Genomic DNA, 26,571 nt, shown 5'->3' on the forward strand with positions numbered 1-26,571 from the left:
ATAAGAGACAAGAACTATCTCAATGAGTTTGTTTATAAGCTAAACAGAAGATACTTTGGTGAAAAACTTTTTGACCGATTAGTTCTCGCCTCAATTTACCCATACGTGCAGTAGACCGGATACACATATTTTCTGATAAAAATTTTAAAATCACAACAGTTTTTGTGTTGGGCCTGTTCTCACTTTCTTTTGTTCCAACAAAAGGTTATTCTGCCTATTATGTTGCAATAGAGGAATGTTACTGTGGGGTTCCAGAGGCAAAATGTAGATTAGTCGGTACAGATCCATGCGGAGTTGAGGAGCAAATTCCTTGCGAGGAAGCATGCGGAATGTAATTTAATTAAAATAGACTTGGGATAGCAAATGCTACCCTCTCTTACAAAATTCAAAATGAAAAATAATTACTTTTTTTCTTTCCTCATCTTAGCTCTAATTAGTTGCTCTAAGCCACAAAATCAGAACAATATCACCTCAATTTCTTTGGGTGGAAAAGGGATATCGAACCTTTCAGAAATTGTAGAATCAATTGATTACCTACTACTGGATTTTCCTAAAAGTCATTACATGGAGAGACCTGAGAAAGTATTTATTACAGACTCGGTAATGATTTTGACTGACCACACTAATACCATGAATTTCTTGGTCTATGATCTGAAGGGAAAACTATTATCGGAATTTTCATTTTACGGTGAAGGGCCTGGAAAGACCACTTCAATTATTGATGTAGCTTTTAACCCATTTGAAAATCTCCTCGAGGTATTAAGTATTAATAAAATTATGAAATTTGATCTTACAGGAGATTTCATTGAAGAAGAATCCCTTCCATTTCAACCAAATCTATTTCTATCTCTCAATAATAATGAAAAAGCCCTTTTCTTTCCGTACTATGCTTCACCAAATCTGGAATCTTTAAAAAACAAAAAGGGAACCTTCCATTTTTATAATAATGAAAATGATATATTATCAGAAAAGATTTTTGATCTTCCTTCTACTCCATCATGGATAGAGAAAAATGCGATGGTATCTTCAAGCTCTAGGACTGATATATTTTTTTCTCTGACAATGTTAGACACCATCTATTGGACAAAAAATAAATCAATCCATCAAAAAATTTACCTTGATTTTGAAAGCCATCAATTACCCTTTGATATGGTTTCCCCATATGTAGATGATGCAAATGGTTTGGTTTCACTAATGAATAGAGAGGATTTTATCAAAAAATACAGATATCATACCCCTACATTACACTATGATAATGGATTGATTTCAAGTAGATTCAAATCTGGATTATTTTACGGCCATTTTATATACCACCTTACAAGTGGTAAAACTATTTTAATCGATAAGTTTGTAAATGACATAGATAATGGAATGGAAAAATTTCTCATAAAAAATCTTAAAGATAATATTATCTATAGTTTCTACCAACCTGACGAATTCATGAGCAAATTAAGGAATGAATCTGATCAATTTAAAGGAATGAATAATAATTTTACAAAAGTAGCCAAACAATTAGACTCTGATGATTTCCTTGTCCTAGCAAAATATAAACTCAGAAAGTTTTAATAAATAATATGTTCAGATTTTGATATACCTTGGAACAAGCTAATTTTTTGAATATAATATAAATCAAGAACCCCAAAAAAGTAAAAAACATTCCATAAAACGCTATACTTTGGGATAACTTAGTCTATACTTTTGAATTAAGTTTAATACTTCAACATGTTTTAGTAGGATCAAGTTATTATTGATCTATATCTTCTATCGAAGAATTCCTTTTTGAAAAATTGCAAGTCTCCAATTTGTGATTGATAACAAGAATATAAATTTCACTTGGAAATTAACCCGTCATAGCCGGAGTATCCAGTATCCTTTCTAGCTCCTCTTTGATCAAATGATTTACTTCTTGATTTGATCATTTGGTTCAATTTGGAACTATTTCCTAAGAGTAGTTACCCAAAGGCCAATTAAACTGATAACAACCTATTTGATGGAGCTTGAAATTACTTCTTGGAATGAATAGCCGCATCCTTCATCGGAGTCGGGAATTTGGCGCTTTAGACAATCTACGTTCAATTTTAAGGCAGGCAAAAACGCTTGGCCAATCAGATTGGAGAATTTACCATGCAATCTTCGATCCTTTCCCCACTTAAAAGAATAAGCATACAATGGGAAAGAAAATCAGCACTTTCGCTTTGGAACTGGTCCCATTAAGTAAGCTGATCTGAATCAATACTCCTTCCCAGGAGTTGGAAAATGGCTAGGATTGATTCTCAGCCATTAAGGCCGAAAGGATTTGATCAGCATTTATTGCTTTAGAATGGACTTGGAATACCTAAATATTTTGTGTCTCTACCGAAGGATAATTCTTCCTGAATCCCACTCGGTACCCTTCTGTAAGCTGTTAGACAGAAATAGAGTCAAAAGGAAAGGAGGAAAGAATTAGCTATTAGAAGAACCTCAATAGTACTGGTATAGTCGCAAAAGCTCGGTTAATCTTTTGAGTTTGCTCGCATCGATACCTCTTTCTGCTTTGATAGGAAAATGGGTAAATTTTATGGATAACTAACTTTGATAGTTAAATTTACTGGACTTTAACAAAGAGACCTCTTCTTCTTTGTTTTCAAAAGGACTAAACGTAATAGGAACTTAAAAATCAGTCACTAGCATTTCAAAAGCAGAAAACAGGTAGCATTTTCTGACTAGATTGTATTATAGAATGAAAAAACAACTCACTCCTTCTTCCCTCCTCTCCCTTATTCAATCCGGTGAAGGTTACAACGTAGAATTTAAAGTTGGAGTCCCCAACAAACTTAAAGAATTAAGTGAAGAGATCTGTGCCTTTGCCAATGCAGCTGGTGGTATTTTACTGATCGGGGTGAGTGATGACAATGAAATCAAAGGGGTTGAATTAACCAATGCAAAACGATCGGCCATTCAAAATTCCCTCAATGAAATCAATCCTCGCATTTCTACTCGACTACATCCAGTAGAAATAGAGGGGAAAACCATCTGGGTTATTGAAGTGGACAGTGGGACACAGAAACCCTATGTATTGTCTGGAGCCATCTACGTTCGGCAAGGGGCCAATACGCAAAAACTCACCACAGTTGAACAAATGCGTGATTTCTTTCAGCAATCAGATCGCATCTTTTTCGATGAAGCTCCTTGTCCCAGCTTTGATCTTCAAAAAGAGATAGATGCAAACTGGTTTGAAGAGTTCAGGCTGAAAAGCGGGATTTCACAAACCCTACCCCAAGATCAAATTATCCAGAACCTGAGGTTGACTTTGCCCGACGGCATTACCAAGAATGGTGGCGTGCTTTTCTTTGGAACTGTACCAGAACATTTTATTGAAACAGCTGTGGTTCGGTGTTTGGCTTTTGAAGGTGTCACAAAAACCCAGATCATAGACGATAAGATTTATGGAGGCCCATTAATAAGACAGTATGAACAATCCATGCAATGGCTTAAAAACAAGCTCAATGTTCGTTACCAAATAGAAGATGGTGGCCCAAGAAAAGAAATTTGGGAAGTACCGGAAATTGCACTCAAAGAAGCAATCATCAATGCGCTTTGTCATCGGGATTATTACGATAAAGGCGCGAAAATTACCATTGAGCTTTTTCAAGATCGAGTAGAAATTACCAATCCGGGTGGGTTAACTAGTGCCATCTCTCCTGCTGATTTTGGTACCAAAAGCCACAGCAGGAATCCTTTGATCTTTGGTTTATTCGTCCGTATCCGCATGGTGGAGCAGGTAGGGTCCGGAATCGGGAGAATTAAAGAACAAATGAAAGAAGCCCTTCTACCTACACCTTTATTCAAGACAGAAGGTTTATTTACGGTCGTACTCAAAAGACCTGTAAAAAGTTCGGGGAAAAGTTCGGGGAAAAGTTCGGGAAAAGTTTCGGCTGAAAATTGGCCTTCAATGAAACAAAAACTGATCGAAAAAGCCCCTGCGAAAATAGGTAAGAGTTCCTTAAAAATTTTAGAAATGGTGTTCAACAACCCTTACATCACCATTCCTGAAATGGCAAAGAAAATTGGGATTACCGAACGCGGTGTAGAAAAAAACATACAGAAATTAAAAGAACAAAACCTGCTTGAACGAAAAGACGGAGAACGATCGGGATACTGGAAACTCACAATTCATCCCGCCTAATCTCAAACGCAGCTATTCTCTTTCAACGAAGACCCTAATGTCCACTTCCCGAAAGAAAGCTACTCATAAATTAACACTTCGCTAATATCCTCCGAACGATTGGAAATCGAAGGAATGTGGTTAACCATTTCCGATCTCCTGTTCTGGGAAGTTCCGATCTCAAATCTTCTGCATTGCAGGATAATGGAAGTCCTGACCTTTTATAATAATAATCAGGCAATCCTATTTTCTTCCTTATCGATTCATTTCGGTATACCCGTTCGGGCTTGTCGTGGAATAACCGCATCAGCCAAAAACTGCGGGCTTAGTCTTTCCCCTGCTTTACCTCTAAGTCTTCTAAGCTTGAATTACTCCAATTTGGTAGGATCAGATGAATCGGTCACAAGGCTCGGACAATAACAACCCTCAGGGTTCTTAAAGGAATTTCAGTAAAAACTCCTCGCCATTTTCAGCTAAAATGGTAGCGATCCCTCCTTTTTACTATCGGCTGGTTTGATCAGGCCTGAATTAAAGAAAACCAACGAAATCCCTCCCAATCCATCTGCTAAAACGCTAACCTAACCTTAATACTTTCTTTACAAGTATCAACTTACCAAATCCTAAGTTTGGATCCGTATGAGGGAGATGTCATTCTGGTCTTGGTTTCTGATTCTGATCTCGGCCATCGTTTTTTTGGCTGGTCTGGATTTTTACAGCATTTACATACTCGATGAATCCAAAAATGCCGAAGCTGCCCGCGAAATGTGGGATAGTGGCCATTGGTTTTATCCTACATTTAATGGACAGCCCCGATATGACAAACCGCCCATGCATTATTTTTTTATGGGAACGGCCTATTCAATTTTTGGAGTTGGGGAGTTTTCAGCAAGATTATTTTCAGGGGTCTTTGGATGGCTTACTGGGCTTCTGATTTTTGTTAAAGTCAAAAACCGGATCGATGAAAGGGCAGCACAGGTCTCACTTTTCTCCTTTATGATTTCCTTACAGGTTTTGATTCAGTTTCGAATGGCGGTTCCAGACCCCTATTTGATTTTTTTCTTGACTGCAGCTTGCCTTGAATTAGAAAGCTTCCTTAACGAACTTACCCATCGGGTGAGCTACCTTCGAAGAGCCGCTGTTTTTCTCGGGTTGGCATTTCTGGCCAAAGGCCCGGTGGCGGTGGCCTTATTTGGGATGCCGCTTTTGGCATACATGGGGACCCAACAGCATAGCCACCGACTCAAATTTAGCCGTTTCTTTGATCCTTTGGCCCTTATCCTTTTTTTTGGGATTGGCATTTCCTGGTACGTAGGAGTTTATTTCTGGAATGGCGCCGACTGGTTGATCGAATTCTTTTTTACCCATAACCTCAACCGATTCTCCTCTCCGATGGAGGGTCATCGCGGACCTTTTTACCTGCCGTTAATATTTTGCATGATTGGTTTTTTCCCCAGCTCTTTGCTGATCCTATCTTCCTGGAACCTGAGTTATTCGGCTATTCGCTACCGGCCATTGATTCTTTGGTCCATCCTTTATGTCTGTTTTGTGATTTTATTTTTTTCCCTTGCCAGTACCAAGCTCCCCCATTACATCGCCCCTGCCTTTCCCTTTTTGGCAATTCTTATCGGCAGTCAATTTCATTCCAAGCCTGGCAACTTAGCATTCAAACTAATCATCCTAGTGGGGAGCTTAGTACTTTTGGCCCTTCCTCTTGCCATTTTTTTAACCAAAAACCTTCAACTAACTTATTTCGAAAACACCCTCTCCCTTGCCTGGGGAATAGTTCCTGCGGGAATTGGATTGGTGGCGGTATTTCTTGCCTTTCAAAAACTCAAAGCAGCCGCTTTCTATACCCTGGGTTTGGGGTTTCTGGGAATGGCCTTTGGGTTGATGGGGAATTTATTGCCTACCCTTGATGCACAAAATCCGGTAATTCGGTCAAAGGTGTACTGGAAAGATGAGGCGAAGCTGTCCTATTGGAAAAAAATGAACCCAGCCTTTCCTTTTCAAACTAAAAAAATTATTCCTCCTTGGGATGAAGCCGCAGGAATGGAGGGGTTGATTATTACCGATGAAAAGGTTGTGGACTCTTTTCCCCATCCATATGACGTGGTTTTCAGGGGAAAAGACCTCTTTGAAGGAACAGAAACGGTTTTAATCAAGCCGAAATTCCCGGATTTTTAATGGGAACGGTTCCTTCTTTCCTTTTGCCATATCCGAAGTAAACCAGAATGGATCGATTGAATTTATAATTGGGAAACCAGCGAAAATAAAGACTTCTGGCAATCCAGGCCGAAATCATTCCTAAAGCGGCTCCAGCAAAAATATCCACGAAAAAATGCTGCATCAAATACACCCGGCTGAAAGCCACTACTAATCCAGCTGTAAGGGCAAGCCATTGGATCTGCCGGTTTCGCTTAAAAATAATCATGAAACCCGCCGCAATTACCATGGCTGTAGCAGTATGGCCTGATGGAAATGAATTCCAGTGATGCAGTTCTATGCCCGGAACCTGATAAAAAGAAATCCCTTTGAGGTATTCAGCAGGCCGAGGCATCCCCTTGAACAGGCCATGTTTGAAGATCAAAATCAAAATCATCTGAACCATAACCGCTAAACTCATGAAAACTGCGTAGCAAACCTTCCGTACAGCTAACAGGGGTAAGATCACCAGTAAAATGATTGCATCACCAAAGTGAGTCCAAGTGCCAAAAAAATAGGTCAAAAAGTGGATGATGGTACCGGTTAATAAAGAGTTCCGGACTACCTTTTGGCAATAAAAAAGTAGTCAAGGCCGAAAAAATGAGGATTGCAAAAGCAATGCGCTGGATTTTACCGATTGAATTTTTCTTGAGTTTCACAACAGCAAGCTAGTCATCGGATTTTACCTTAGAATTAGTGGTTTGTGAACGAAAAAAGAAGATTATTGCCGAAAATTTTCCCAAGTTTAAGAAGGGAAAAGACAGGTAGGATTAGCTTAATCCTCCCCGCTACTATTCGATCAGGAATTTGACTTTAGACAAAAGCCCCTCCTAAAACCATCCTACCAGGGGATGAATTTAGGAGGCGGAAACTCATTTATCCGTAATCAGAGAAGCCCTACTTTTTCCCAAACCTGCCAATTTACCTGCACACAGATTATTCAACCTGTTTATCCAGATCGAACTTCCTCTTGGATTTCGAAGGGGTCCAAATAGATGCTGTTGAAAAAACTCCGGGTGCTTCCTATTGAGCAAATCAATGGTCATTCGTTTGGCCTCCCGGTTGGTGGATTTTCTCCTGGACCCTTTTCTGATGCGGTAATAGAAGCCAACCTGGGGTAGTTTTACCACTTTTCCTCCCCTTTTAAGCATATTAATCCAAAACTCCCAATCTTCCCACCCGAAGATCAATCGGGGATCATATCCTCCAACCTGTTTCCAATCCTGCTTTTTATATACCCCGGAAACAAAAATCATATTGTCTAAGGCCAGTTGCTGAAGAGAAAATGGCTTCAGTTTCCAACCCCCCGTTTTCTCCCCAAACTTCTCGGCTTCACAATAGACCACCTTGACTTGACTATCGGATTGAAACTCGGAAATAGCCAGCGAAAGGTAATCGGGATGAATTTTATCATCTGAATCAAGGGGAAGGATAAATTCCCCTTTGGCGTAAAATACCCCAACGTTTCGGGCAACTGCAGGACCTTGGTTTTGCTGATCGATCATCCTGATTTTCCCCGGAAACTTAATTTCCCATTCCTTACATAGGGCCGGGGAGCTATCGGTGCATCCATCATTTACCAAAATAATTTCCCAATGGGTGTAGCTACTTTGGATAACCGAACGAATTGTTTCATTAACTAAACCGGCGCAATTATATACAGGTATGACTATCGAAATCAATGGATTATGGCTCATAATTTTCTTACTTTTTGAAAAGTTGCTTGCGTTTATGATTCAGGTAGGAAAAGTAACTTCTTGAACCCCATTTGTATTCAAAGAAATAGCGTTCATCACCGGTTAGCTGAAGCCGCTCTCTTTCTGACTTGGTTTTCAGGGTTTGACTTTCCAAGTGATCCACTTTGGAGCTGGTAACCAAAGCATGTTGTATTCCATGCTTTTCCAGAGTTTTGGCGTAGTCATTATCGGAGTACCAGAACCTGAGTCGCTCCTCAAGGGGACCTGTGACAGCAAGTATTTCCCGCTTTAAAAAGATACACCAACCCGACAGGTGATCCCTGACCTCATAGCCATAATGAATTCCCGAATCAGCAAAAAATCCCCGTTCGGGATGGTTGAAGCTGCAAAAGGGGGAAGCACTTTTTAATTCGGGATCCGCATCAAATGCCCTGAGAATAGCCGATGCCCAACCAGGATGAAAAATCAAATCATTATTACAGAGGCACACTAAGGGAGCCTGGGTTTGTCGCAAGCCCAAATTCATGAATTTGTGGTAACCAAAGACCTGCTTGGGAAAAATAGTCTGACAACAAGGGAAAGGATAAGGCCTAGTTTGGGCCGATTCAATCACCAGAACATTAAATCTGATTTTAGCAGGATCTTCAGAATCCAGTAAGGAGTTGATGGCATTTTCGGTCAGTTGCCGAAGAGGCTCTGTTTGAGCATTGGATAGTAGGATGATGTCAATGATTTTCATTGGCTTTGTAGTTGGTTTAGTACCGGGAAGAGTTCAACTTATTGGGAAGCTTGATTCTAGCTCAGGGGTTGAGCGATTTGATTTGGTTTGATTCGGTCCATAGAAATTTGGCTTTTCGCTTTCGGTTGAGCGTTTTAAGGTAAAACCATCCCACTTTCCACCAAGGAATCAAGGTGGCCATGGATTTTAGATGAGTCAAGCTATTGATGGGCCCCAGGTACATGATATGCTTGATCAATTGAGTCCTTCGGTTGAAATTGACCTTAAGCAGCTGGGATTTTTCTTTAGATGAAATTCCATTAAAACCAGCCAACTGCTTTGCTATCCATGCCCTTAAAGCCAGTTCTCCATATTGCATCCTTAGGATGTTCTGACTGACACTACTGGAGTGTACACGGATGAGCGTGTAGGCCAAGGAATCCGATACAAATTTGATCTTGGCCCCATTCAGCACACATTCGATCCAAAACCGCCAATCTTCGGTATGGGTTATTCCCTGGGCAAATCCTCCAACCTTTTGAGCCAATTCCTTCTTTAGGATTGGGCTACTGATCACTGCCAGATTATTTTGAATCAGATGGGAAAGTGCTTTGGCTCCCGATCCGGAGAAACGGTGCATCCAGTCCCGGTCGGTCAGCTCTTGGTCAAGAAAGAGAAGACCTGGGCGCTCATCCTGAAAATAGAAATTTTCCGTATAGGTAAGATCTAGTTTAGGATCCCGGCGAAAAGCCTCCAGTTGGATCTCCATTTTATCCGGACTGAGCAGATCGTCTGCATCCAGAAATTGGATAAATTGTCCGCGGGCCTGAGAAAGACCGAAGTTTCTAGCCTTTGAAACCCCGCCGTTTTTGATGCTGAAATATTGGATCCGGGGATCTTTTTCTGACCAGAATTTCCCCACATGCGGAGCACTGTCACTGGAACCGTCATCGATCACCAAAGCCTCCCAATTGGGGTAGGTCTGATCCACTAGGGATTGAAGACATTCGGCCAAAAAGTGACCGTAATTGTAGCATGGAATAATGATAGAAACCTTCATCAGCCTAATTGAATAAGTTGTTTAGTCTTTAATCCGATGCAATACCTCCAAGCAAAGGCAAGTTGGCTCAGCGTATTGCCGGGTTTTATAGCCATTAACCTGTTGCGATTCTTCCAGATTACCCAACCCAAAGCAGGTATGAAAAAACGAGTCTCCCTGATTTTGGCCAGGTCCAAAATCTTACCGACTAGGGATGCATCCTTTTGATCAGCAATTTTGGCCAAACAGGAAAATAACCAACCGGTTTCCTGCTGCATTTTTTGTCTCGATGTAGTGTAGTTGGTTGAATAAGCTCTTTTTTTCTGAAAGTCTGATTGATTGGATTGGTGTTGACGAAAGCATACCAAAGGGGTTGGAATCACTTGAATTTGTCCATAAACGGAGGCGATGTAGGCCAACCAATGATCGTAATACCCTACTTTGGGAAAGGGGGAAGCATACGCTAGTAAGGATCTGCGAAAGATCAGACTGTGTCCTGAAACGCTGTTGAAAAACAGGAAGTTGAGAGGATCACATTCTTGGACCAATCGAAATTTATCGGAAATGCTACTATTCAAAGAATTTCCTTCTGAATCAATGAGAAGGGAGTCATGATAAATCAACGAAGCGGAAGCTGCCCTTTCCATCATAAGCTCCAGTTTATCCGCCCTCCAAATATCATCCTGATCGCAAGGGGCAATCCAATCCCCTATACAGTCTTTGAAGTTCACTTCAAAATTGGCCTGAAACCCTAAACGAATTGGATTCCGGATTGCCTTTATGACCTGGGGATAATTTTTCTGGTAATCTTGGATTAGCTTCCAAGTGCCATCAGAGGATTGATCGTCACGAATACATATCTCCAAAGGCCTGTAGGTCTGACCAAGCAGGGAATTAACCAATTCTTCCACGTAAGGCATTCCATTGTAGGTACAAAGCGCGATGGAAATCAAGGGGCTTTTCATACCTGCTCAAAACTTTGCTTCTCAATCAATCGACTGTACAGTCCCTCCTGGAACAACAATTCGAAGTGAGTTCCCTGCTCTACGATTTCACCGTTTTGAATCACTAAAATCCGATCGGCTTTTTGGATCGTACTGAGGCGATGAGCAATCACCAAGGTTGTTCTGTTTTGCATCAGGCGCAGCAAAGCCTGTTGAACAAGCTGTTCGGATTCGGTATCTAAAGCCGAGGTGGCCTCATCCAGCAATAAGATCGGAGGATTTTGCAGCACTGCCCGGGCTATACAAATCCGTTGTCTTTGCCCACCGGAAAGCTTCGAGCCACGTTCTCCGATGACTGAATCATACCCCAGCGGGGTCTGCAAAATAAATTCATGTGCATTGGCAATATGGGCTGCCTGTTCGATCTCCTTCTGACTTGCCTCAGGTTTGCCAAAAGCGATATTATTTCGGATGGTGTCGTGAAAGAGAATTGCTTCCTGGTTTACCAATCCGATCAGATGATAAAGGCTGGACGCTGAGACCCGGTTGATATCGATTCCATCGATGGTCAATTTCCCCAGAGTGGGCCTGATAAAACGCGGAATCATATCCATGAGGGTGGATTTCCCTCCCCCAGATGGACCTACCAAAGCGATGGTCTTCCCTTGGGGCAGTTCAAAACTTATATCCTTAAGCACCCTGTTTTCTTGGTAGGCAAACGAAACCTGATGGAAACAGATACCCTGCCGAAATGCTGAAATCCCGACAGGGTCAGCCACCGGAGGGTAGGTATCCTGCTCATCGATAACAGCCAATACCCGTTCACCGGCTGCGATTCCGGAATGGAGCTGACTGAATGATTCAGAAATTGCTTTTGCCGGTCGCATGACTTGAGAAAACACAGCGATATAGGTAATGAATGCGGAAGCTGATAAATCCGAGTTCCCCTCAAGCACCAACCCTCCACCAAAAAACACCAAAACGGCCACCATACTTACGCCCAGAAATTCCGATACCGGTGAGGCCAGTTGTTGGCGATAAGCCATTTTCCTTCCCAAATCAGAGAAGGCTATATTTTCTGCGTGAAACTTGGCCTTTGTACGGTCAGTGGCATTAAATGCCTTGATCACCCGCATTCCCGAAAGTGCTTCATCTAAGTAACTGATCATCATGCCAAACCGATCCTGAGCTTCCTTTGCCTGGGAGCGTAGCCGCCGCACGATCTTTGAAATCGCCCAAGCCGAAAGAGGTATTACCATAACTGAAAAAAAAGTAAGTGGAGTGGAAATACTGAACAAAACAATCAAATAGGCCAAAAGCTGGAGTGGCTCCTTAATCAATACTTGAAGTGTAGAGGTAACCGAAAACTGCACGACCTGAACATCTGAGGCAATTTTGGAGATGATATCCCCTTTCCGCTGATCTGTGAAGTAGGAAAGCTCTTTGTCCATAACCCGGTCAAATAGGGCTTTTCGGAGATTTAAGAGCGTGTGAATCCGGAAATTCTCCATGACCCGTAATGAACCATATCGAAACAGATTGCTCAGGAAAACGGAAGCTACGATGGCTATACAAATCCATTTGAGCGTTTCCATCGCCCCAAATTCAGCCTGAACAGATCGGGTTCCATACTCCATCCACCCCATCAAATCAGTCCATGATTCAGGCCTTTGGAAAGGAGCTTGAGAAGCATCCGAAAAAAGTGCTGTTAATAAAGGGGCCAATAAGGCTAGGTTTAGCGTACCAAAAAAAGTGGCCAGCACCATGAGAACCGCGTAGGGAATGGCATACTTGCCCATCGGCTTAGCAAAGCCCAATAGTCTAAAATAAGTATTCATTTATCACTGGGGTTGAATGAGAGTGGATTTGGGCACTAGAGACAAAATCTCGCGGTGAATCTCCTTGAGGCTTTTCGCAGATTTAAGGATAGGATCAGGGGAATTGATCCGACGCCGGCTCAGCAGGATATCCGGCCAAAGGGCAAGCATTTCCCGGTAACTTCTCCAGATCCAGATTTTGCCCATCAAAAACTTGGGAAGCACTTCGGTAAGTAAAGTTTGAACCTTCCACCCTTTCAGCTGATGGGGTTCTAAGTGAATGGCATGAAAAATCATTCTATTGCGAAAATAGATTTTCTTGATTTTTGATTTGGCCGATTGGGTCTTAATAGAAGCTGAGCCCAAATGAAAACATTGGGCCTTGGGTTCAAAAAAACACTTCCACCCCCTTCTCCAAGCCCGGACAGAAAGGTCGAGATCTTCCGAATAATAGGGGCTGAACACTTCATCCAATCCCCCGAGTGCTTGCAGTTTCTTTCGGTCAATCAAGGCATTGGCCCCAGAAAGAAAAAAAGTCGGAAGAGGTTGAACCGAATCAGTTTCCTCAGGAAGGAAATTTTGCTTGGCTTTCAGCAAAAACCCTCTTTTTTTGGGGAGCTTTGCACCAATTTCCAATTGGGAAGTTGTCGGGTTGATAATCTTACCCATAACTCCAAAGGTATCCCCGTGCTCAAAATAAGAAATCAACCGGCAGAGGTACTCTGGATCAAGTTTAATATCGGTATTGAGCAACAAAACCAAATCCATGGAAGCCTCGAAAATCCCCCTATTACAGGTAAAAGAGAATCCACGATTAGTTGGATTTTGAAGGATTTTGATTTCAGGATAGTTTTCTTTTACCCAGTTAACCGAATTATCCTTGGAGGCATCATCAATCAAAATCACCTCATATGGAAGGCGGGTTTTGGTTAGTGCCTCAAAAGTAAAGGGCAAAAAAGATTCGATGAGGTCCCGTCCGTTATAGTTCGGTAGGACTACAGAAATACTGTTGGACAAAATTATAGTGGTTTAGTTTTCCTAGCCCATGACGAAGAGATTCCTTGATTTCGCTACAGGAAACCGGATTTAATTTTTAAAAAATAATGAGAAACCAGTCCGACTATTGAGTTACACTTGCCTTACAAATAGATTTTACGCCTAGGTTCGTGGAGGGTGTATTGATGGATTTCTTTAGTAAATACTTTCCACAGCAAGGGAGGACTCCTCATTCCATTAGCCCTTGATTACTTGGATAGTAGCATCATTTTTTACTTTCAACCCTTAATTTTGAGTGCCTTGGAAAAATCGGTGAATTCCCGAGTTTATAGATAAGCATCCTTACCCTTCTCGAGTATTTTCTTTACCTCCCCTACGAATATTACCGGTTTCGAATTAAACCGATTGGGGTCCTATTTTTTTCTCAGAGTTCTATGGTCCTATTTATGTTGATTTGTTTCAAAAACACTTCGTCGTGGGACACCACAAGAATAGTCCCTTGATACTCGTTGATTGCCGCTGTCAGGATTTCCACATTCTCAAGGTCTAGGTTATTTGTCGGTTCGTCAAAAATAATCGTATCGGGAGATGTGCTGTGAATAGTCAAACAACAAAGCAATAAACGCATTCTTTCTCCGCCACTTAAAGCACTACAGGCTTTGTCCCAATCTTCTTTTGAAAATAAAAAACGACTTAGCCGGATTTTGACCTCATGTTCTTGTAATGCAGAACCATTGAATTGTTGGGCTTGTTGATAAACGTTAAGCTTTTGATCCAGCAATGAATAGTCTTGATCGATGTAAACTGCATTTTGATCGGCTCGATAAATTGTTCCCGTTTGTGGTTCTAGGTCCCCTAAAATTAGCTTAATCAATGAAGTTTTTCCTGAACCGTTTTTTCCCTTCAAGGCAATTCGCTCCCCACTCCTAATTTCAAAATTCAATTGGGTTTCCCAAATGGGTTGCCTGTGGTAAGCGAAATTGAGGCTTGTTGCCCTGAACAAAACTTTCCCTTGATGCAGCCCGGAATTATCTAAGCCGAATTTCATTTTATCTAAATCGGGTAAGGAATACCGAAGATCCTGCAAATCCTGCGAGATCCCACTGATTTTTTCTGTGTGAACACTTTTCAATTTTGACGTACTTTGCTCTGCCTTGTTTCGTAAGGTATTCATCATTATTCGGGAAACGCCCGCTTTTTCTTGTTTCCCTTTTCCGCGGCTATCCAATTTTTGTTGCCGCTCGATTGTTTCCCGTTCTATTTCTTTGGCTTTGCGTAACGCCTTTTCTTTGCTTTGAATTTCTTGGTTCAAAGCCTTACTTTCAATTTGCTTCTGTTCTTGATAAAAGCTGTAATTTCCGCCGTAAACTTTAATTCCCTTTCTGCTTAATTCAAAAACCGGATTCAGCAAATTCAGGAGTTTTCGATCATGGCTGACCACCATCAGTGTGCTTTTTGTGGATTGGATAAAGTCATACAACAGTTGCCGGCCCGAAAGGTCCAAATGGTTACTTGGCTCATCCAACAAAACCAGTTCGGGCTCATGAATCGCAATTGCTGCCAAAAACACCTTGGTTCTCTGGCCTCCACTTAAGGTTTCCATTTTCTGGGACAAGTCCAACTCATCCAGTTGCCAATCATGAAACACTTCTTTACAACGATCTTCTATCGTCCAATCTTCATTGAGCAAATTGAAATTTTCTTGACTTGGATTTCCATTTAAAATTTCCTTCAAGGCGTTTATTTTGCCTTCAATTTTAAGGGCTTGTGCGATTGTCAGGTGATTGAATTGCCCAAATACCTGCGGAACATGATACGGATCGTGCTCCACGCTTACATGTCCGCTTGAAGGCTGAAGTTGGCCAGCAATAATTTTGAGCAAAGTGGATTTACCTACTCCGTTGTTACCGATTAAAGCTGTCTTTTGGTGGTTACCTACTGCCAGATTGACATCGCCAAATAGGAGATCTTTGCTAGGGTGGATATAGGAGATGTTTTGTAAAATCAACATAATTTCTTTCGTTTAAGATGAAACAATACAGTAAATGCCTTAGGGTAAAGACTCTGATGTGTTTGAAAGAAATTAAATTTTACATGCTAGCTAGACGTGATCTTTGATTTGCAAAAATAAAAATTTTTGAGCTGTAAAAAATTGTAGATTTTTTGGGCAGAGATTTATAAAGAATTAGTTGCATTCCAATAAACAACGTTAAAACACATTTTTCTATAATCGCTGAAGCTTAATCGAATTTCTGCTGACAAGGGGGCCATAATTTCAAAAATGTACTGATCCCACCAAAACGGTACTCTAAAAAAGGAGGCTTGAACTAAAATCATCAGCCTCTGCTCCTATCCTGGTCCCACTCAAATAGGTCCTTAGGACCAAAGGACAACCAACAGAGAAGAATTAAATGCTTCCCAGTTTAACTGATAAAAATAGCTACCACATGAGGCAAAACCGATGTACACCACTAATTATTCGCTTAGCTTTAATCCCAGAGTTGATTCTTCTCGGTCAAAATAATCGGCCTATGGTCAGTCACCACCAAGGTATGCTCATGCTGAGCCATGAATCCTCCTTTATTGCCGACCAATGTCCATCCATCGCCATTTTCGATCGCATAAGTAGATAAAGTTGAAATAAAAGTTTCTATGGCGACAACCGAGTTTTTCTTGAATCGCCTTTGATCAAATGGGTTTTTAAAGTTGAGCAATTCATCGGGCTGTTCATGCAACCTTCGGCCAATCCCGTGTCCTCCCAAATTCTTAATTACTTTAAATCCATATTTTCTTGCTTCGGTCTCCATCAAGTGTCCAATGGCTGAAATTTTTACTCCGCCTCTAATCTGGTCTACCGCTTTCTTTAAAATAATTTTCGAGGCATCCACTAATTTTTGGTGACCAAATTGATCTTCACCCAGGACAAATGAAGCCCCATTATCCGACCAAAATCCATTGAGTTCGGCAGAAACATCAATGTTTACCAGATCTCCCTCTTTTAAGATTCTCTTTGAAGAGGGTATCCCGTGGCAAAATTCTTTACCCACACTAATGCAGGTCCAGCCGGGGAATTGATACGTTTTATAAGGCGCAGAGTTTGCCCCAAAATCCTTCAAAATCCCCGCCCCGAATCGATCGAGTTCCATGGTCGACATGCCCGGTCGGGCATAGCTTATCATTTCTTTCAAGGTGTAAGCAACTACCTCGCTTACTTTTTTCATTCCAACTAGTTCTGATTCTTTTGTAATGGACATATTTCCTTTCGTAAATTATATTAGCTAATCTCAGTGGTTTGAAGTTGACTTTTGGTGCAATTGAAGCGCTTACTTTTAGACTTGTGGGAGGTAAGATCCGGAAATGCCCAACGAAGTCCATATAACGTACAAATTCTTCTAAACAACAATCCGCACCCTAAAAATTCCCGGGAATCAACCCATTTCTTTCGCTTACTTAGCTTTTAAAATTTATTTCCCTGTAGCTTAATTCTTTTTTGTTGCATCTCTCTGAGCTTTATTTGCTGGATTCGCCACATAATGTAAAGCTCCTGTATGAAAAATTTCAATGATTTGAGGAGCATCTCCTCCCACCAGTTCTTGTGCATTCCCATTGACATCGTATAAAATTATCGGAACTCCATTAAGGTTAAGATTTCTGGCAATTAGCTCCACTATAGCTTGATCTGCATATAACATTTCCCCAACACTGCCAAGACCTAAAGAATCCAATTCTTCCCGAATCAATTGGATATTTGGGTCGGGGAAATGGGCAGCTTCTGCTATTGCATCGATAAGACAGTTGTTCATAGCATAACGGTCAAAACTTAAATCCGAATTTGAAGATTCATTTTTGGGTTCTCCTACTAGCTTAGGAATAGCTGATTTAATTAACTCCTCTCCTGAACTATCCAATAAAATCTGCGTCTTATATTCTGAGGGAACATAAATCTCCCAAAAATGCTCATGATAGTGATCTGTTGTGAGAAACCACCTATCACTGATATAATCATACAATAACCGACCCTGTGACTCAGCTCCAATCCACCCTTCAGGATTGACCTCAATGTATCCAGGTTCTATCTGAGAAGCCTCTTTGCGAAAATTTTCAGCTCCTCGAGGAAAATCATCTATGTACCCAGGCTGAAATCCCCCTCCTACTTTTACGTCTTCCTGCCAAAGGGCATGTAGTTGCTCTTGTGCTTTATAAACAAAGGAAGAATCTTCCAACAGCCCTTTTTTTGCTTCATTTGAAAAACCACTACTAATTTTCCCGGATTTCTTGTCCTCTGTATCGTTATGCTGTCCTTTAAGAAATGTCCTGGGTAACATCCCGGTATCATTCAGATGCCAACTTCGTAATTGTCCTCCCAATTTTGGAGTGACACTCCGCTTGCTGGCCTGTATTTCTGCTGAGGCTTTTGAAGTCTCTCTCAACACTTGCCGTGCAGTTCTGGCAACATCTTCCTCTACCTTGTAAAATTTTCTTTCACTTTTTTTAATTGAACGTTGTTCCTCATGTTCACGAAGCCTATTTTCCTCTGTCAGTACTAATTCTTGTAAAATACTCTCTACATCGGTTCTAAGAACAAGGCTTTCCACATCAAAATCAGCCCGGTAAAACGATCCGATAATTTCAATGGTCCCTGAGGGAAGTCCTCCCTCAAATAAATGGATAACTCCCAGTCCTGTTTCTTGCCTTTTCCCTACGTCTGATTCTTTGTCATGCAGTGATTTTGAATACTCCTCTTCAGTCATTCCACCTATTTCCCTATCATTTTCGGGACTAACTAAGATCGATTTCACCAACCCAGTAATGGTATTCAGCATATGGCCTAAAACCAAGGTTGTTTGCATCAACTTTTTATAATCATTTTTGATTTTGGCTGATTCTGACTTAATTTCTTTAATCTTTTGAAAATTATCTGCATAAATTGCTTTTAAATAGGGTGTTGATGCATTGGGCGACGTTTTGATTGATGTCTTTAAGCTTTGTAAAAAGCTTAAGAGCCCTGATAATGCCTCGTTGACTTTGGCTTGACCAAATTGAACCATTTCCTCCTCTGCTGGCTCCTCTTTCGGTATCTTCAAGTATACTCTTTCCCCTTCAAATCCTCGTGGGGGTGACACATAATTATGGGCTAAATCATTTTCGAGTGATCCGTCAACAGGATCTTCCTCCTCCCCCTCAAATTGAACTATAGGGTTTGTGTGGTAATACCCAATAATCTTAGCGAGCTGAAAAACAGATTGAACCGGCGCAATTGAATTTATTAAGGGCTTTTGGGGAAATTCGCTTTCCCCCCTTTCTCCATCAATTGAGAATTTGCTATCAACTAAATTGCGAAATTTTCTTTGAACCAAGGTGTCCCCTCGGTTATCTATAAACTGAAAAGGATTATTTATTGAGGTTTGAGAATCTCCCTTCACTTGGGTATTTGGAGTATCAGAAAATTTTCCCTTTTTCTCAGAATATGTATGCATAAGAATGGATTTTTTGCCAAAACCTCAACGACAAACTGAACTCCAAAAAAAGAAAGGTCACACAGAAAAGGATCTAACGGTAAAGAATTCTATAACTATCAAACGCTAACCTTAAATAAATAAAAAATTTGAAGAAAGAAAAGGGTTAATTAATCTACCAAATTAGTCGAATTTACCTTACTCACCCTTCTCCTTTGTTGTTGTCGATCTTTGGAAGACTCCCGATAGCTTTAAAATCATAAAATAGGAGTTCAAGAGCACAAATCTCAAACCATAATTTTACTTAAAAAGTAAGGCCGAATTACAAATTCCAACGAGCCGAGTAAACTCCCTTTTTAAATCTTAATTGCTGATCACTAGTGAATACTTGGAAAATGAATGACCTGAAAGTTAATCAACTAAAAAACCTTCTTCATCACATTCCGCGATTTATAAAACAAATTTCTCGTGAGACCGTATTTCCCTGGGGGTAAACGATTGGGGCTTAAACGGGAAATGAAAAGTGCTTTCCCTAATTCGTTTAACACTTTAGGTGATCACTTGAAGTAAAGCTCAATTATAAATTGAGATATTTCTATTTTATGTCATCCTAAAGTCAGTTCCCTTTTAATAGGCCTTGCTTAAAATTCCGATTAAGTGCTTTAGAATGAATTTTTATGCAAAAAAGAACGGAGATATTTTAATAAAAAAATCCCCTCAAGCTGGCATTCCCGAAATACTCTCCTGCGGGACAAATTCTGTTGGAATGGCAAAAATTTTCCTTGCTTTCCCAAAAAACTGGACCAGCTGTATCTTACCATAAAGAAAAGTCCTGTTGTTACTTATCAATGTCAAAAACTCAGCTTGTAATTAGGGCTATTTTTAGCAAAAAGGAATTTTTTAATGGCTTTTATCCGGTTACCAAAGCTAGCAATTGAAAATAGGATATTGCTAAATTTTTCTCCTTGCATATCCAATCTATTGTTTTTGCATTCCTTGCAAGGGGGCAGGAAACCTTGACAATGCGTAGACTTATAAAAACGCCAAGAAATCCCATTTTTTATTTCATCTCAAAACCGAAAACAATTTGGTCCACAACAGATTATTGGCTCGTATATGACTAACACATAATCTTTCTGTCCATGAGCAATTTACTTACAATCAAATCTGGAAGCTTAACAGAGTCCAGAAGAAAATTTCTTGAAAAAACCGGTACCTCCTTAATCTTGGCTACTTTTGGAGCTGCTTTTTTCACTTCCTGTTCCTCAACCGATGATGCAGACCCTGCCAGCCCCACTCCTTCGGGCAATTCAAGTTCAGGAATCACCATTTCAGGTAATACAATCTCGATCGACCTGTCCGTTCAAACCGAATTAACCTCTCCCGGAAATTGGCTGCTAATCGAAAATGCCAAAACATTGGTAGCAAATGTGAATGGATCATTTGTAGCCTTGACTTCGGTATGTACCCACTCAGGATGTGACCGAAACTGGACTTTTGGAAACAGCCGATTTACCTGTACCTGTCATGGATCTGTATTTGACCCAAGTGGACAAGTATTGCAAGGTCCGGCAACAACTCCTTTGACTCCATATACCACTCAGGTATCCGGAACGAAATTAGTGGTAACCCGATGAGAAAGCTCCTAATTTTAGGCCTCATTTTCATCAGCTTCCAGACATTTAGTCAGGAGTTTTTGACCAAAGAGGGGGAAGTCGTTTTCTTATCCAAGGCACCCTTAAATGAATTTGAAGGGACATCAAGTTCCCTAAATGGTCTGCTAAATCTAAACACCAATCTGATTGATTTTTTTGTGGATTTGAATACCATCAAAACGGGGATTGGATTAAGGGATAGTCACATGCGGGAAAATTACTTGGAAACAGATCAATTCCCCTTTGCGGAATTTACCGGAAAAATGTCCCAAATACCAGTCTTAGAACAGGGCGTTAAAACCCCTGTGATAGCTCAGGGAAAATTCAAAATTCACGGAGTTGAGCGGGAAATTGAGGTAGTTGGATTTTTAACACTGCTCCAAAATGGAAAAGTAGAACTAAAGGCAAGCTTTGAGATTCTACTTTCTGATTATCAAATCCCCATACCGAAGCTAGTTTTCTACGAATTGGCAGAATCTCAAAAAGTGACAGTAAATGCACTATTAAGCCCGAAAAAATGAAAAAGATAACCTTATCGATCCTCGCACTTTTAGCTGTTGTGATGCACAGTGAAGCACAATTGGAGCGTAAGCTCGAAAATGAAAACCAACCAGTAGATTTGATTTTTCATGCTCCCAGACATATCAATTTGCTGACCGTAGAACCATTGGAAAAGAAAACCATGCACTTTGCCATCATGCATACCTTCGGTACCCTGGATGGGGGAATTGAGAATCTGTTTGGATTAGACAACGGAGCCAATATTCAGTTTAGTTTCGAATTCGGACTCAGCGATAAACTTTCCCTTGGAGCTTCCAGGTCCAGCCGGGATAAGTTTTACAATGTTTATGGTAGATACTTATTTTTGGAGCAGACCCAGAATAACGCCGTTCCTTTTTCCTTAAGTCTTGCTGGGGGAGCTGGAGTTGTAAGTAACCCCTATTCTTTTCTTCCTCAAAATGATCGACCTCAATTCTCTGACCGAGTGGCTTATTTTGGACAAATGATGGTTGCAAGAAAATTTTCCAATAAAATCAGTTTACAACTGAGCCCAATGCTGTCCTATTTTATAAATCCTTTGGAAATTTATCAAATAGAAGGATCCCAAAATCTTTATTTGAGTCTTGGCTTCAGTGGAAAGTACAAGATCACAGATCGCTCTTCCCTTACTTTACAATACATTCCTAATCTCAATTCCGATCTGAGAAGTAATTTTGGAATCGGGTGGGATGTTGAGGCGGGAGGCCATGTTTTTCAGATGTATTTTGTTACCTCACAGGCACTCAATGAGCAATATTTACTCGCTGGAGGCAATGGAGTTCCGGGTGAGGAATTCAGATTAGGCTTTAATGTCAACCGAATTTTTGCCCTTGGCCAAAGGAAGAAATAAGTTTTAAGATCAAGGGGGTGTTTTCTTCCCTAACCTAACAGAACACGCCTATCCCTTTCATCCCACTTCTGAAAGGCATAGTAATCTTCAAAATTAGTTTACTGGGAGAAGTGAGAATATATCTTTCACACTCAAGTTCCTTTTTGACAAGATGATCGCAGGATTTCAAATCAAACTATCCTCCTATCTTTTGAAACTATCAAAGGCTATAGCCTTTAATTTACCGTAAAGGTCTAACCAACCGTCCCACAGAATAGTGTAAACCTTTTAAATGAATAGCTAATTTATACTGAATGAATGCTATAGGCTGGGTATAAGCCGTTGAGGACCTATGGTAAAAGCTTGAAGCTTTTTTGATGCAAAAACGCAAGTGGCTTAAGCGATCAGGAGACACTATATAATTTTTTGGCACTATTTTTTTCCTTACCGTTCAGGAAGGGAAAAATTGAGGATTTATTATTTTTTGCAATTAGTTTGATCTGTTTTTGCTTAGTTTGTATCCGATGAAGGTATTCGCATTCATTCTGGCCTCCCTAACTCTTTTTTTTGCTACCCAGACTTGCTGTTTGGATAGCGAAGATCACTGTGAGGAAAGGGATCTAAGTTCCCAGGACTGTTCTGATGGAACCGGGGAGATGACTCCCTGCCTTCCCTTCTTCAGTTGCGGGGCTTGTTTGGGATTTATCCCATTCGAATTTGAGAGCTATCCCACTTTTTTCCAAGAAACTATAGCTCAACCTTGGTTACCGACCATCCCTGGATTTCTGACCGATTTTTCACCTTCAGGACCGATTAAGCCTCCCTCAGCTGGGGTTTGGTAAAGTAATTTTTCTAACCCTAAAAATCTGAAAACATGACACGAATAATCCTGGCCATTCTGGCCTTGGGAATTAGCAACTTATGCTTTTCTCAAAATACTTACCAAGCTCGGATTCTAGATGAGGAATCTGGCGAACCTTTACTTGGAGCAACACTTTACTTTCCTGAATTGCAACTTGGGGGAAGTGCTAATGAAAACGGGATGGTAACAGTCAAAAATATCCCAGATGGAACCTTTAAGCTACAGATTCAATACGTAGGCTATGAGATGCTGCAACTTAAGGTAACTTTTCCCTTAGGAAAATCTGAGTTGACAGTTTTCAACTTAAAGCATGAGCACGGAGAACTGGAACTATTAACCGTGCAATCAAATCGAAGTAGTCGAGTAATCGAGGATGTCCCAACCCGGGTAGAAATCATTGCCGGTGAAGAATTGGCTGAAAAAGGAAACATGAAACCCGGAGATATCCGCATGCTGCTGAATGAAAGTACGGGTATTCAAACGCAACAAACCTCGGCAACCAGTTACAATTCAAGTATTCGAATTCAGGGATTAGATGGGAAATATACGCAGCTACTCCGAGATGGACTTCCCCTGTATTCCGGTTATTCTTCCGGCTTAAGTTTAATGCAGATTGCTCCCTTGGACTTGGCTCAAGTGGAAGTGATCAAAGGTTCCTCCTCCACTCTTTATGGAGGAGGAGCCATCGCCGGTCTAGTCAACTTAATCACCAAAAGACCTCAGGAGAAACCTGAACTTTCATTCTTGATCAACGGTACCTCTGCCTTGGGATTGGATGCAAGCACTTTTTATTCAGTTAAAGGGGAAAAATTGGGAACCACAGTTTTTGCCTCTTACAATAAAGGAACAGCGTATGATCCTGCAGGAATTGGTTTAACGGCTATTCCTGAATTTGATCGATTTACCTTGAATCCAAAACTCTTGGTGGATGTGGGTGAAAGAAGCGATTTAGTAGCTGGAGTGAATTTCATTCAGGAAGAGCGACTCGGTGGGAATCTTGATTTCATTGAAGGGAACCCCGTGAATGATCCTTACTTTGAGGCCAATAAAACCCATCGTATTTCTACCGAACTCACTTTCCAAACCCAGTGGAAAAAGGGGAATTCCCTAACCTTTAAAAACAGCCTCAACTTCTTCGATCGAAAGATTGAGATTCCAAACTACCGATTTGGAGGAAAACAGTTTTCTTCTTTTAGTGAGCTCAATTGGTCCTCAACCGGAACAAAATCCTCTTGGGTCACCGGATTGAATCTATGGACAGATCAGTTTGAGCAAAGGCAGGGAGACCTTTCCTCTCCTTTGGATTATTCCTTGACTACCTTGGGAGTATTTGTGCAAAACATATGGAATGCCAGCCCAAAGTGGACCTTGGAAAGCGGATTTCGTTTGGATCATTTGAATTCAGAAGGCTTATTCCCTCTGCCAAAGATCTCAGCCATGTATCAACCCAATCAAGCGTTGACCCTAAGAATTGGAGGAGGATTGGGTTATAAGTCCCCTACTGTTTTTACAGAAGAGACGGAGCGAATCCAATTTCAGAACCTCATTCCCATTGACGATGCATCCCTTGTTTCTGAAAAATCAGCAGGAGCCAATTTGGATATCAATTACCGCATCGCTTTGGGAGAAGAACTTTCGCTGGTAGCCAACACCCTTCTTTTTTTCACTCGAATTGAAAACCCTTTGATTCTGGAGAAGAATAATGAGCAATTTGAGTTTGTCCAACCCGGAGGAAAGTTTGAAACCCGGGGAATGGAAGTAAATCTGAAGTGGAATTACAGAGACTTCAAACTATTTACAGGATACACCTTTGCCGATGTCATTCAAGAATTCAACGGAGAAATCAATCCCTATCCCCTCGTGGCTAGACATCGGCTAAATAATGTCCTGATGTTTGAAAAGCATGAGAATTTCTGGATCGGTTTGGAAGCGTATTATTTTTCACCTCAAGTGCTGAATGACGGGCAAAAGGGACAATCCTACTGGATTTTAGGCCTGATGACAGAAAAAACACTGGGCGAAAATTTTTCTGTTTTTGCCAACTTCGAGAATTTCTTGGACACACGGCAAACCCGATTTGACACCATCTATACCGGAGATTTAAGCCATCCGGAATTTCGGGATATTTATGCACCGGTTGACGGATTTGTGATCAATGGAGGCGTCAAATTGAAATTCTAGCCAGTTACAAATAGAAAATTAGCTCACTGTCCTGAAAACCACTTTTATAAGGAAAAGCCCCTCCGAATCTGATTAGCACATGTTCTGAGGGGCTTTTCTCCACAGCAAAACTGAGATTTTTGTCAATGAAAGAAACTTAAAAATTATTAACCGGAAGTAAATTTTTCCTGGAAATTCTATCTTTAGATTTCCAATTTTTAAACACTATCATGAAATTTTCTCCAAAAGTCAAGGCTTTGCTCCTTTTTTCTACAGGAATCTACATCCTGCTTTATGCCTTTCCTTTTCCCTTAAATCACATTCCCTTCACCTATGAGTTATTCTCAAACTATGCAATGGCCTTACAGGAAACGTATATTCTTTTTTTTGGTCAGGCTATTTTGGGAATGGAAAGTTTTGAGAAAATCCAACTGACGGGAAGCGGGGACACCACCTTTGACTACGTGCGCATCCCTTCTCTGCTAGCCCTTTCCTTTTTCGTGGGCCTTGTTCTAAGTTTATTAAAATACACCCAATCTAAAGGAAGCGGATTTTATGCCTGGATGCTGGTCTATTCCCGGTATTTTGTGGGGTTAACCTTACTGTCTTATGGTGTGGCCAAATTTTTGGAAGGCCAGTTTCCCGGCCCTTCATTTTACAGCATGGAAACAAAAGTAGGCGACATCTCTCCGATGGGTTTGGCTTGGCGATTTTTTGGGTATTCAGACACTTACAAAATTTTTATGGGGCTTTCTGAAATTGCAGCCGGTCTGCTTCTTCTTTTTCGAAGAACCTCCATTCTTGGGGCCTTAGTATCCACGGCCGTCTGTCTCAACATCGTTCTGGTTAACTTTTCTTTTGATGTTCCGGTTAAACTATTTTCTTCCCATCTCTTGTTCTTTTCGGTTTTGATCTTTCTCCCTAAAGTCAAACCTATCTTCGATTTCTTCATTCTTCATCGGGAGAGTTCCTTGGGAAAAATCAAACCTCATTTTACCCAAAAGAAAGCAAAGATCATCAGATTGGTTGTGGTGATTTATTTGGCAGTCCTCATCCCAATCTCCATGGTGAACTCCCATTTTCAAAGCCAAAAATTTAGAACCATGAAAAATGAATGGGAAGGACTTTACACCTTCTCTGAGATTGACCCGGATCGACCTTGGAATAAACTGATCTTGGAAAAAAATCTACTGGTATTACAATCCGAAAATGGTCCTAGGGAATTCTTGAATATCCAGGAAATCAAAGCCGGCGGAATCGTAATGATCAAAAACCTAAAGGATGATCAAAAACCCCATGAGCTTAAAATTGAAAAATCAGAAGGGGACCAATACGAAATTCAACTTCGAATTGACGATAAAAAATTGACAGGCATAGGGACAAGAAAGATTAAATCAAGCTACGAATTGGTGAAGCGCGGATTTCACTGGATCAATGAATACCCATACAACCGGTAGGAATGTATTTTAGGACCATTCTAGGAACTATACATTTATTGAGTTATTCGTTTAT

Annotated in this window: 18 protein-coding genes and 1 pseudogene; 9 read left to right on the top strand and 10 right to left on the bottom strand. The window is 40.8% G+C overall.

Features of this window, described 5'->3' with window-relative positions; all coding sequences use genetic code 11:
• The 4 genes and pseudogenes from Q0L00_RS14055 to Q0L00_RS14070 form a co-directional block, all read left to right on the top strand.
• Positions 1-114 (top strand): annotated as a pseudogene (locus Q0L00_RS14055) (IS1595 family transposase); the annotation flags it as partial.
• A gap of 276 nt (positions 115-390) precedes the next feature.
• The gene (locus Q0L00_RS14060; RefSeq protein ID WP_297337520.1) at positions 391-1,566 is read left to right on the top strand and encodes a 6-bladed beta-propeller; all 1,176 of its coding nucleotides are present in this window, start codon (positions 391-393) and stop codon (positions 1,564-1,566) included.
• A gap of 1,153 nt (positions 1,567-2,719) precedes the next feature.
• A complete protein-coding gene (locus tag Q0L00_RS14065) occupies positions 2,720-4,165 on the top strand; it encodes a helix-turn-helix domain-containing protein (RefSeq protein WP_297337521.1) in 1,446 nt (481 codons plus the stop codon).
• 615 nt (positions 4,166-4,780) lie between these two features.
• Entirely contained in the window at positions 4,781-6,328 is a 1,548-nt protein-coding gene (locus Q0L00_RS14070; RefSeq protein ID WP_297337522.1) for a glycosyltransferase family 39 protein, read from the top strand.
• On the opposite strand, the gene Q0L00_RS14075 is transcribed toward Q0L00_RS14070, so the two are convergent.
• From Q0L00_RS14075 to Q0L00_RS14120, 10 genes are all read right to left on the bottom strand, one after another.
• Positions 6,303-6,767 (bottom strand): phosphatase PAP2 family protein, encoded by a 465-nt coding sequence (locus Q0L00_RS14075; RefSeq protein ID WP_297337523.1) that lies wholly within the window; start codon positions 6,765-6,767, stop codon positions 6,303-6,305. The two genes, Q0L00_RS14070 and Q0L00_RS14075, sit on opposite strands and share 26 nt — an antisense overlap.
• Positions 6,768-7,218: 451 nt before the next feature.
• Positions 7,219-8,043, bottom strand: coding sequence for a glycosyltransferase family A protein (locus Q0L00_RS14080; protein ID WP_297337524.1), 825 nt, complete (start codon positions 8,041-8,043; stop codon positions 7,219-7,221).
• A gap of 7 nt (positions 8,044-8,050) precedes the next feature.
• Positions 8,051-8,782 carry a glycosyltransferase gene (locus Q0L00_RS14085; RefSeq protein WP_297337525.1) on the bottom strand — a complete coding sequence of 244 codons (732 nt, stop codon included), beginning with the start codon at positions 8,780-8,782 and terminating at the stop codon, positions 8,051-8,053.
• A gap of 61 nt (positions 8,783-8,843) precedes the next feature.
• Entirely contained in the window at positions 8,844-9,821 is a 978-nt protein-coding gene (locus tag Q0L00_RS14090) for a glycosyltransferase family 2 protein (protein ID WP_297337526.1), read from the bottom strand.
• Complete coding sequence (locus Q0L00_RS14095; protein WP_297337527.1) at positions 9,821-10,765, bottom strand: glycosyltransferase; 945 nt, start codon at positions 10,763-10,765, stop codon at positions 9,821-9,823. Before Q0L00_RS14095 ends, Q0L00_RS14090 begins: the two co-directional genes overlap by 1 nt.
• The gene (locus tag Q0L00_RS14100) at positions 10,762-12,582 is read right to left on the bottom strand and encodes an ABC transporter ATP-binding protein (RefSeq protein WP_297337528.1); all 1,821 of its coding nucleotides are present in this window, start codon (positions 12,580-12,582) and stop codon (positions 10,762-10,764) included. The genes Q0L00_RS14095 and Q0L00_RS14100 overlap by 4 nt, the downstream gene beginning before the upstream one ends.
• Positions 12,583-12,585: 3 nt before the next feature.
• Complete coding sequence (locus Q0L00_RS14105) at positions 12,586-13,578, bottom strand: glycosyltransferase family 2 protein (protein WP_297337529.1); 993 nt, start codon at positions 13,576-13,578, stop codon at positions 12,586-12,588.
• A 403-nt stretch (positions 13,579-13,981) separates the two neighbouring features.
• Positions 13,982-15,568, bottom strand: coding sequence for a ribosomal protection-like ABC-F family protein (gene abc-f, locus Q0L00_RS14110; protein WP_297337530.1), 1,587 nt, complete (start codon positions 15,566-15,568; stop codon positions 13,982-13,984).
• A gap of 478 nt (positions 15,569-16,046) precedes the next feature.
• Positions 16,047-16,811: a type I methionyl aminopeptidase gene (gene map / locus Q0L00_RS14115; RefSeq protein ID WP_297337531.1), complete on the bottom strand. Its 765-nt coding sequence runs from the start codon at positions 16,809-16,811 to the stop codon at positions 16,047-16,049.
• 225 nt (positions 16,812-17,036) lie between these two features.
• Entirely contained in the window at positions 17,037-19,034 is a 1,998-nt protein-coding gene (locus Q0L00_RS14120; RefSeq protein ID WP_297337532.1) for a hypothetical protein, read from the bottom strand.
• A gap of 1,121 nt (positions 19,035-20,155) precedes the next feature.
• On the opposite strand from Q0L00_RS14120, the gene Q0L00_RS14125 reads away from it, so the two are divergent.
• The 5 genes from Q0L00_RS14125 to Q0L00_RS14145 all read left to right on the top strand — a co-directional run bounded on the left by Q0L00_RS14125 (position 20,156) and on the right by Q0L00_RS14145 (position 26,516).
• Positions 20,156-20,650, top strand: a complete 495-nt coding sequence (locus Q0L00_RS14125; protein WP_297337533.1) for a Rieske 2Fe-2S domain-containing protein — start codon at positions 20,156-20,158, stop codon at positions 20,648-20,650.
• Positions 20,647-21,189 (top strand): YceI family protein, encoded by a 543-nt coding sequence (locus Q0L00_RS14130; protein ID WP_297337534.1) that lies wholly within the window; start codon positions 20,647-20,649, stop codon positions 21,187-21,189. The genes Q0L00_RS14125 and Q0L00_RS14130 overlap by 4 nt, the downstream gene beginning before the upstream one ends.
• Complete coding sequence (locus Q0L00_RS14135; RefSeq protein WP_297337535.1) at positions 21,186-22,058, top strand: DUF5777 family beta-barrel protein; 873 nt, start codon at positions 21,186-21,188, stop codon at positions 22,056-22,058. Before Q0L00_RS14130 ends, Q0L00_RS14135 begins: the two co-directional genes overlap by 4 nt.
• An 853-nt stretch (positions 22,059-22,911) precedes the next feature.
• Positions 22,912-25,080, top strand: a complete 2,169-nt coding sequence (locus Q0L00_RS14140) for a TonB-dependent receptor (protein ID WP_297337536.1) — start codon at positions 22,912-22,914, stop codon at positions 25,078-25,080.
• A 209-nt stretch (positions 25,081-25,289) separates the two neighbouring features.
• Complete coding sequence (locus tag Q0L00_RS14145) at positions 25,290-26,516, top strand: hypothetical protein (RefSeq protein WP_297337537.1); 1,227 nt, start codon at positions 25,290-25,292, stop codon at positions 26,514-26,516.
• Positions 26,517-26,571: the final 55 nt, after the last annotated feature.

Source organism: Algoriphagus sp., assembly GCF_024305035.1.
Taxonomy (GTDB): Bacteria; Bacteroidota; Bacteroidia; order Cytophagales; family Cyclobacteriaceae; genus Algoriphagus.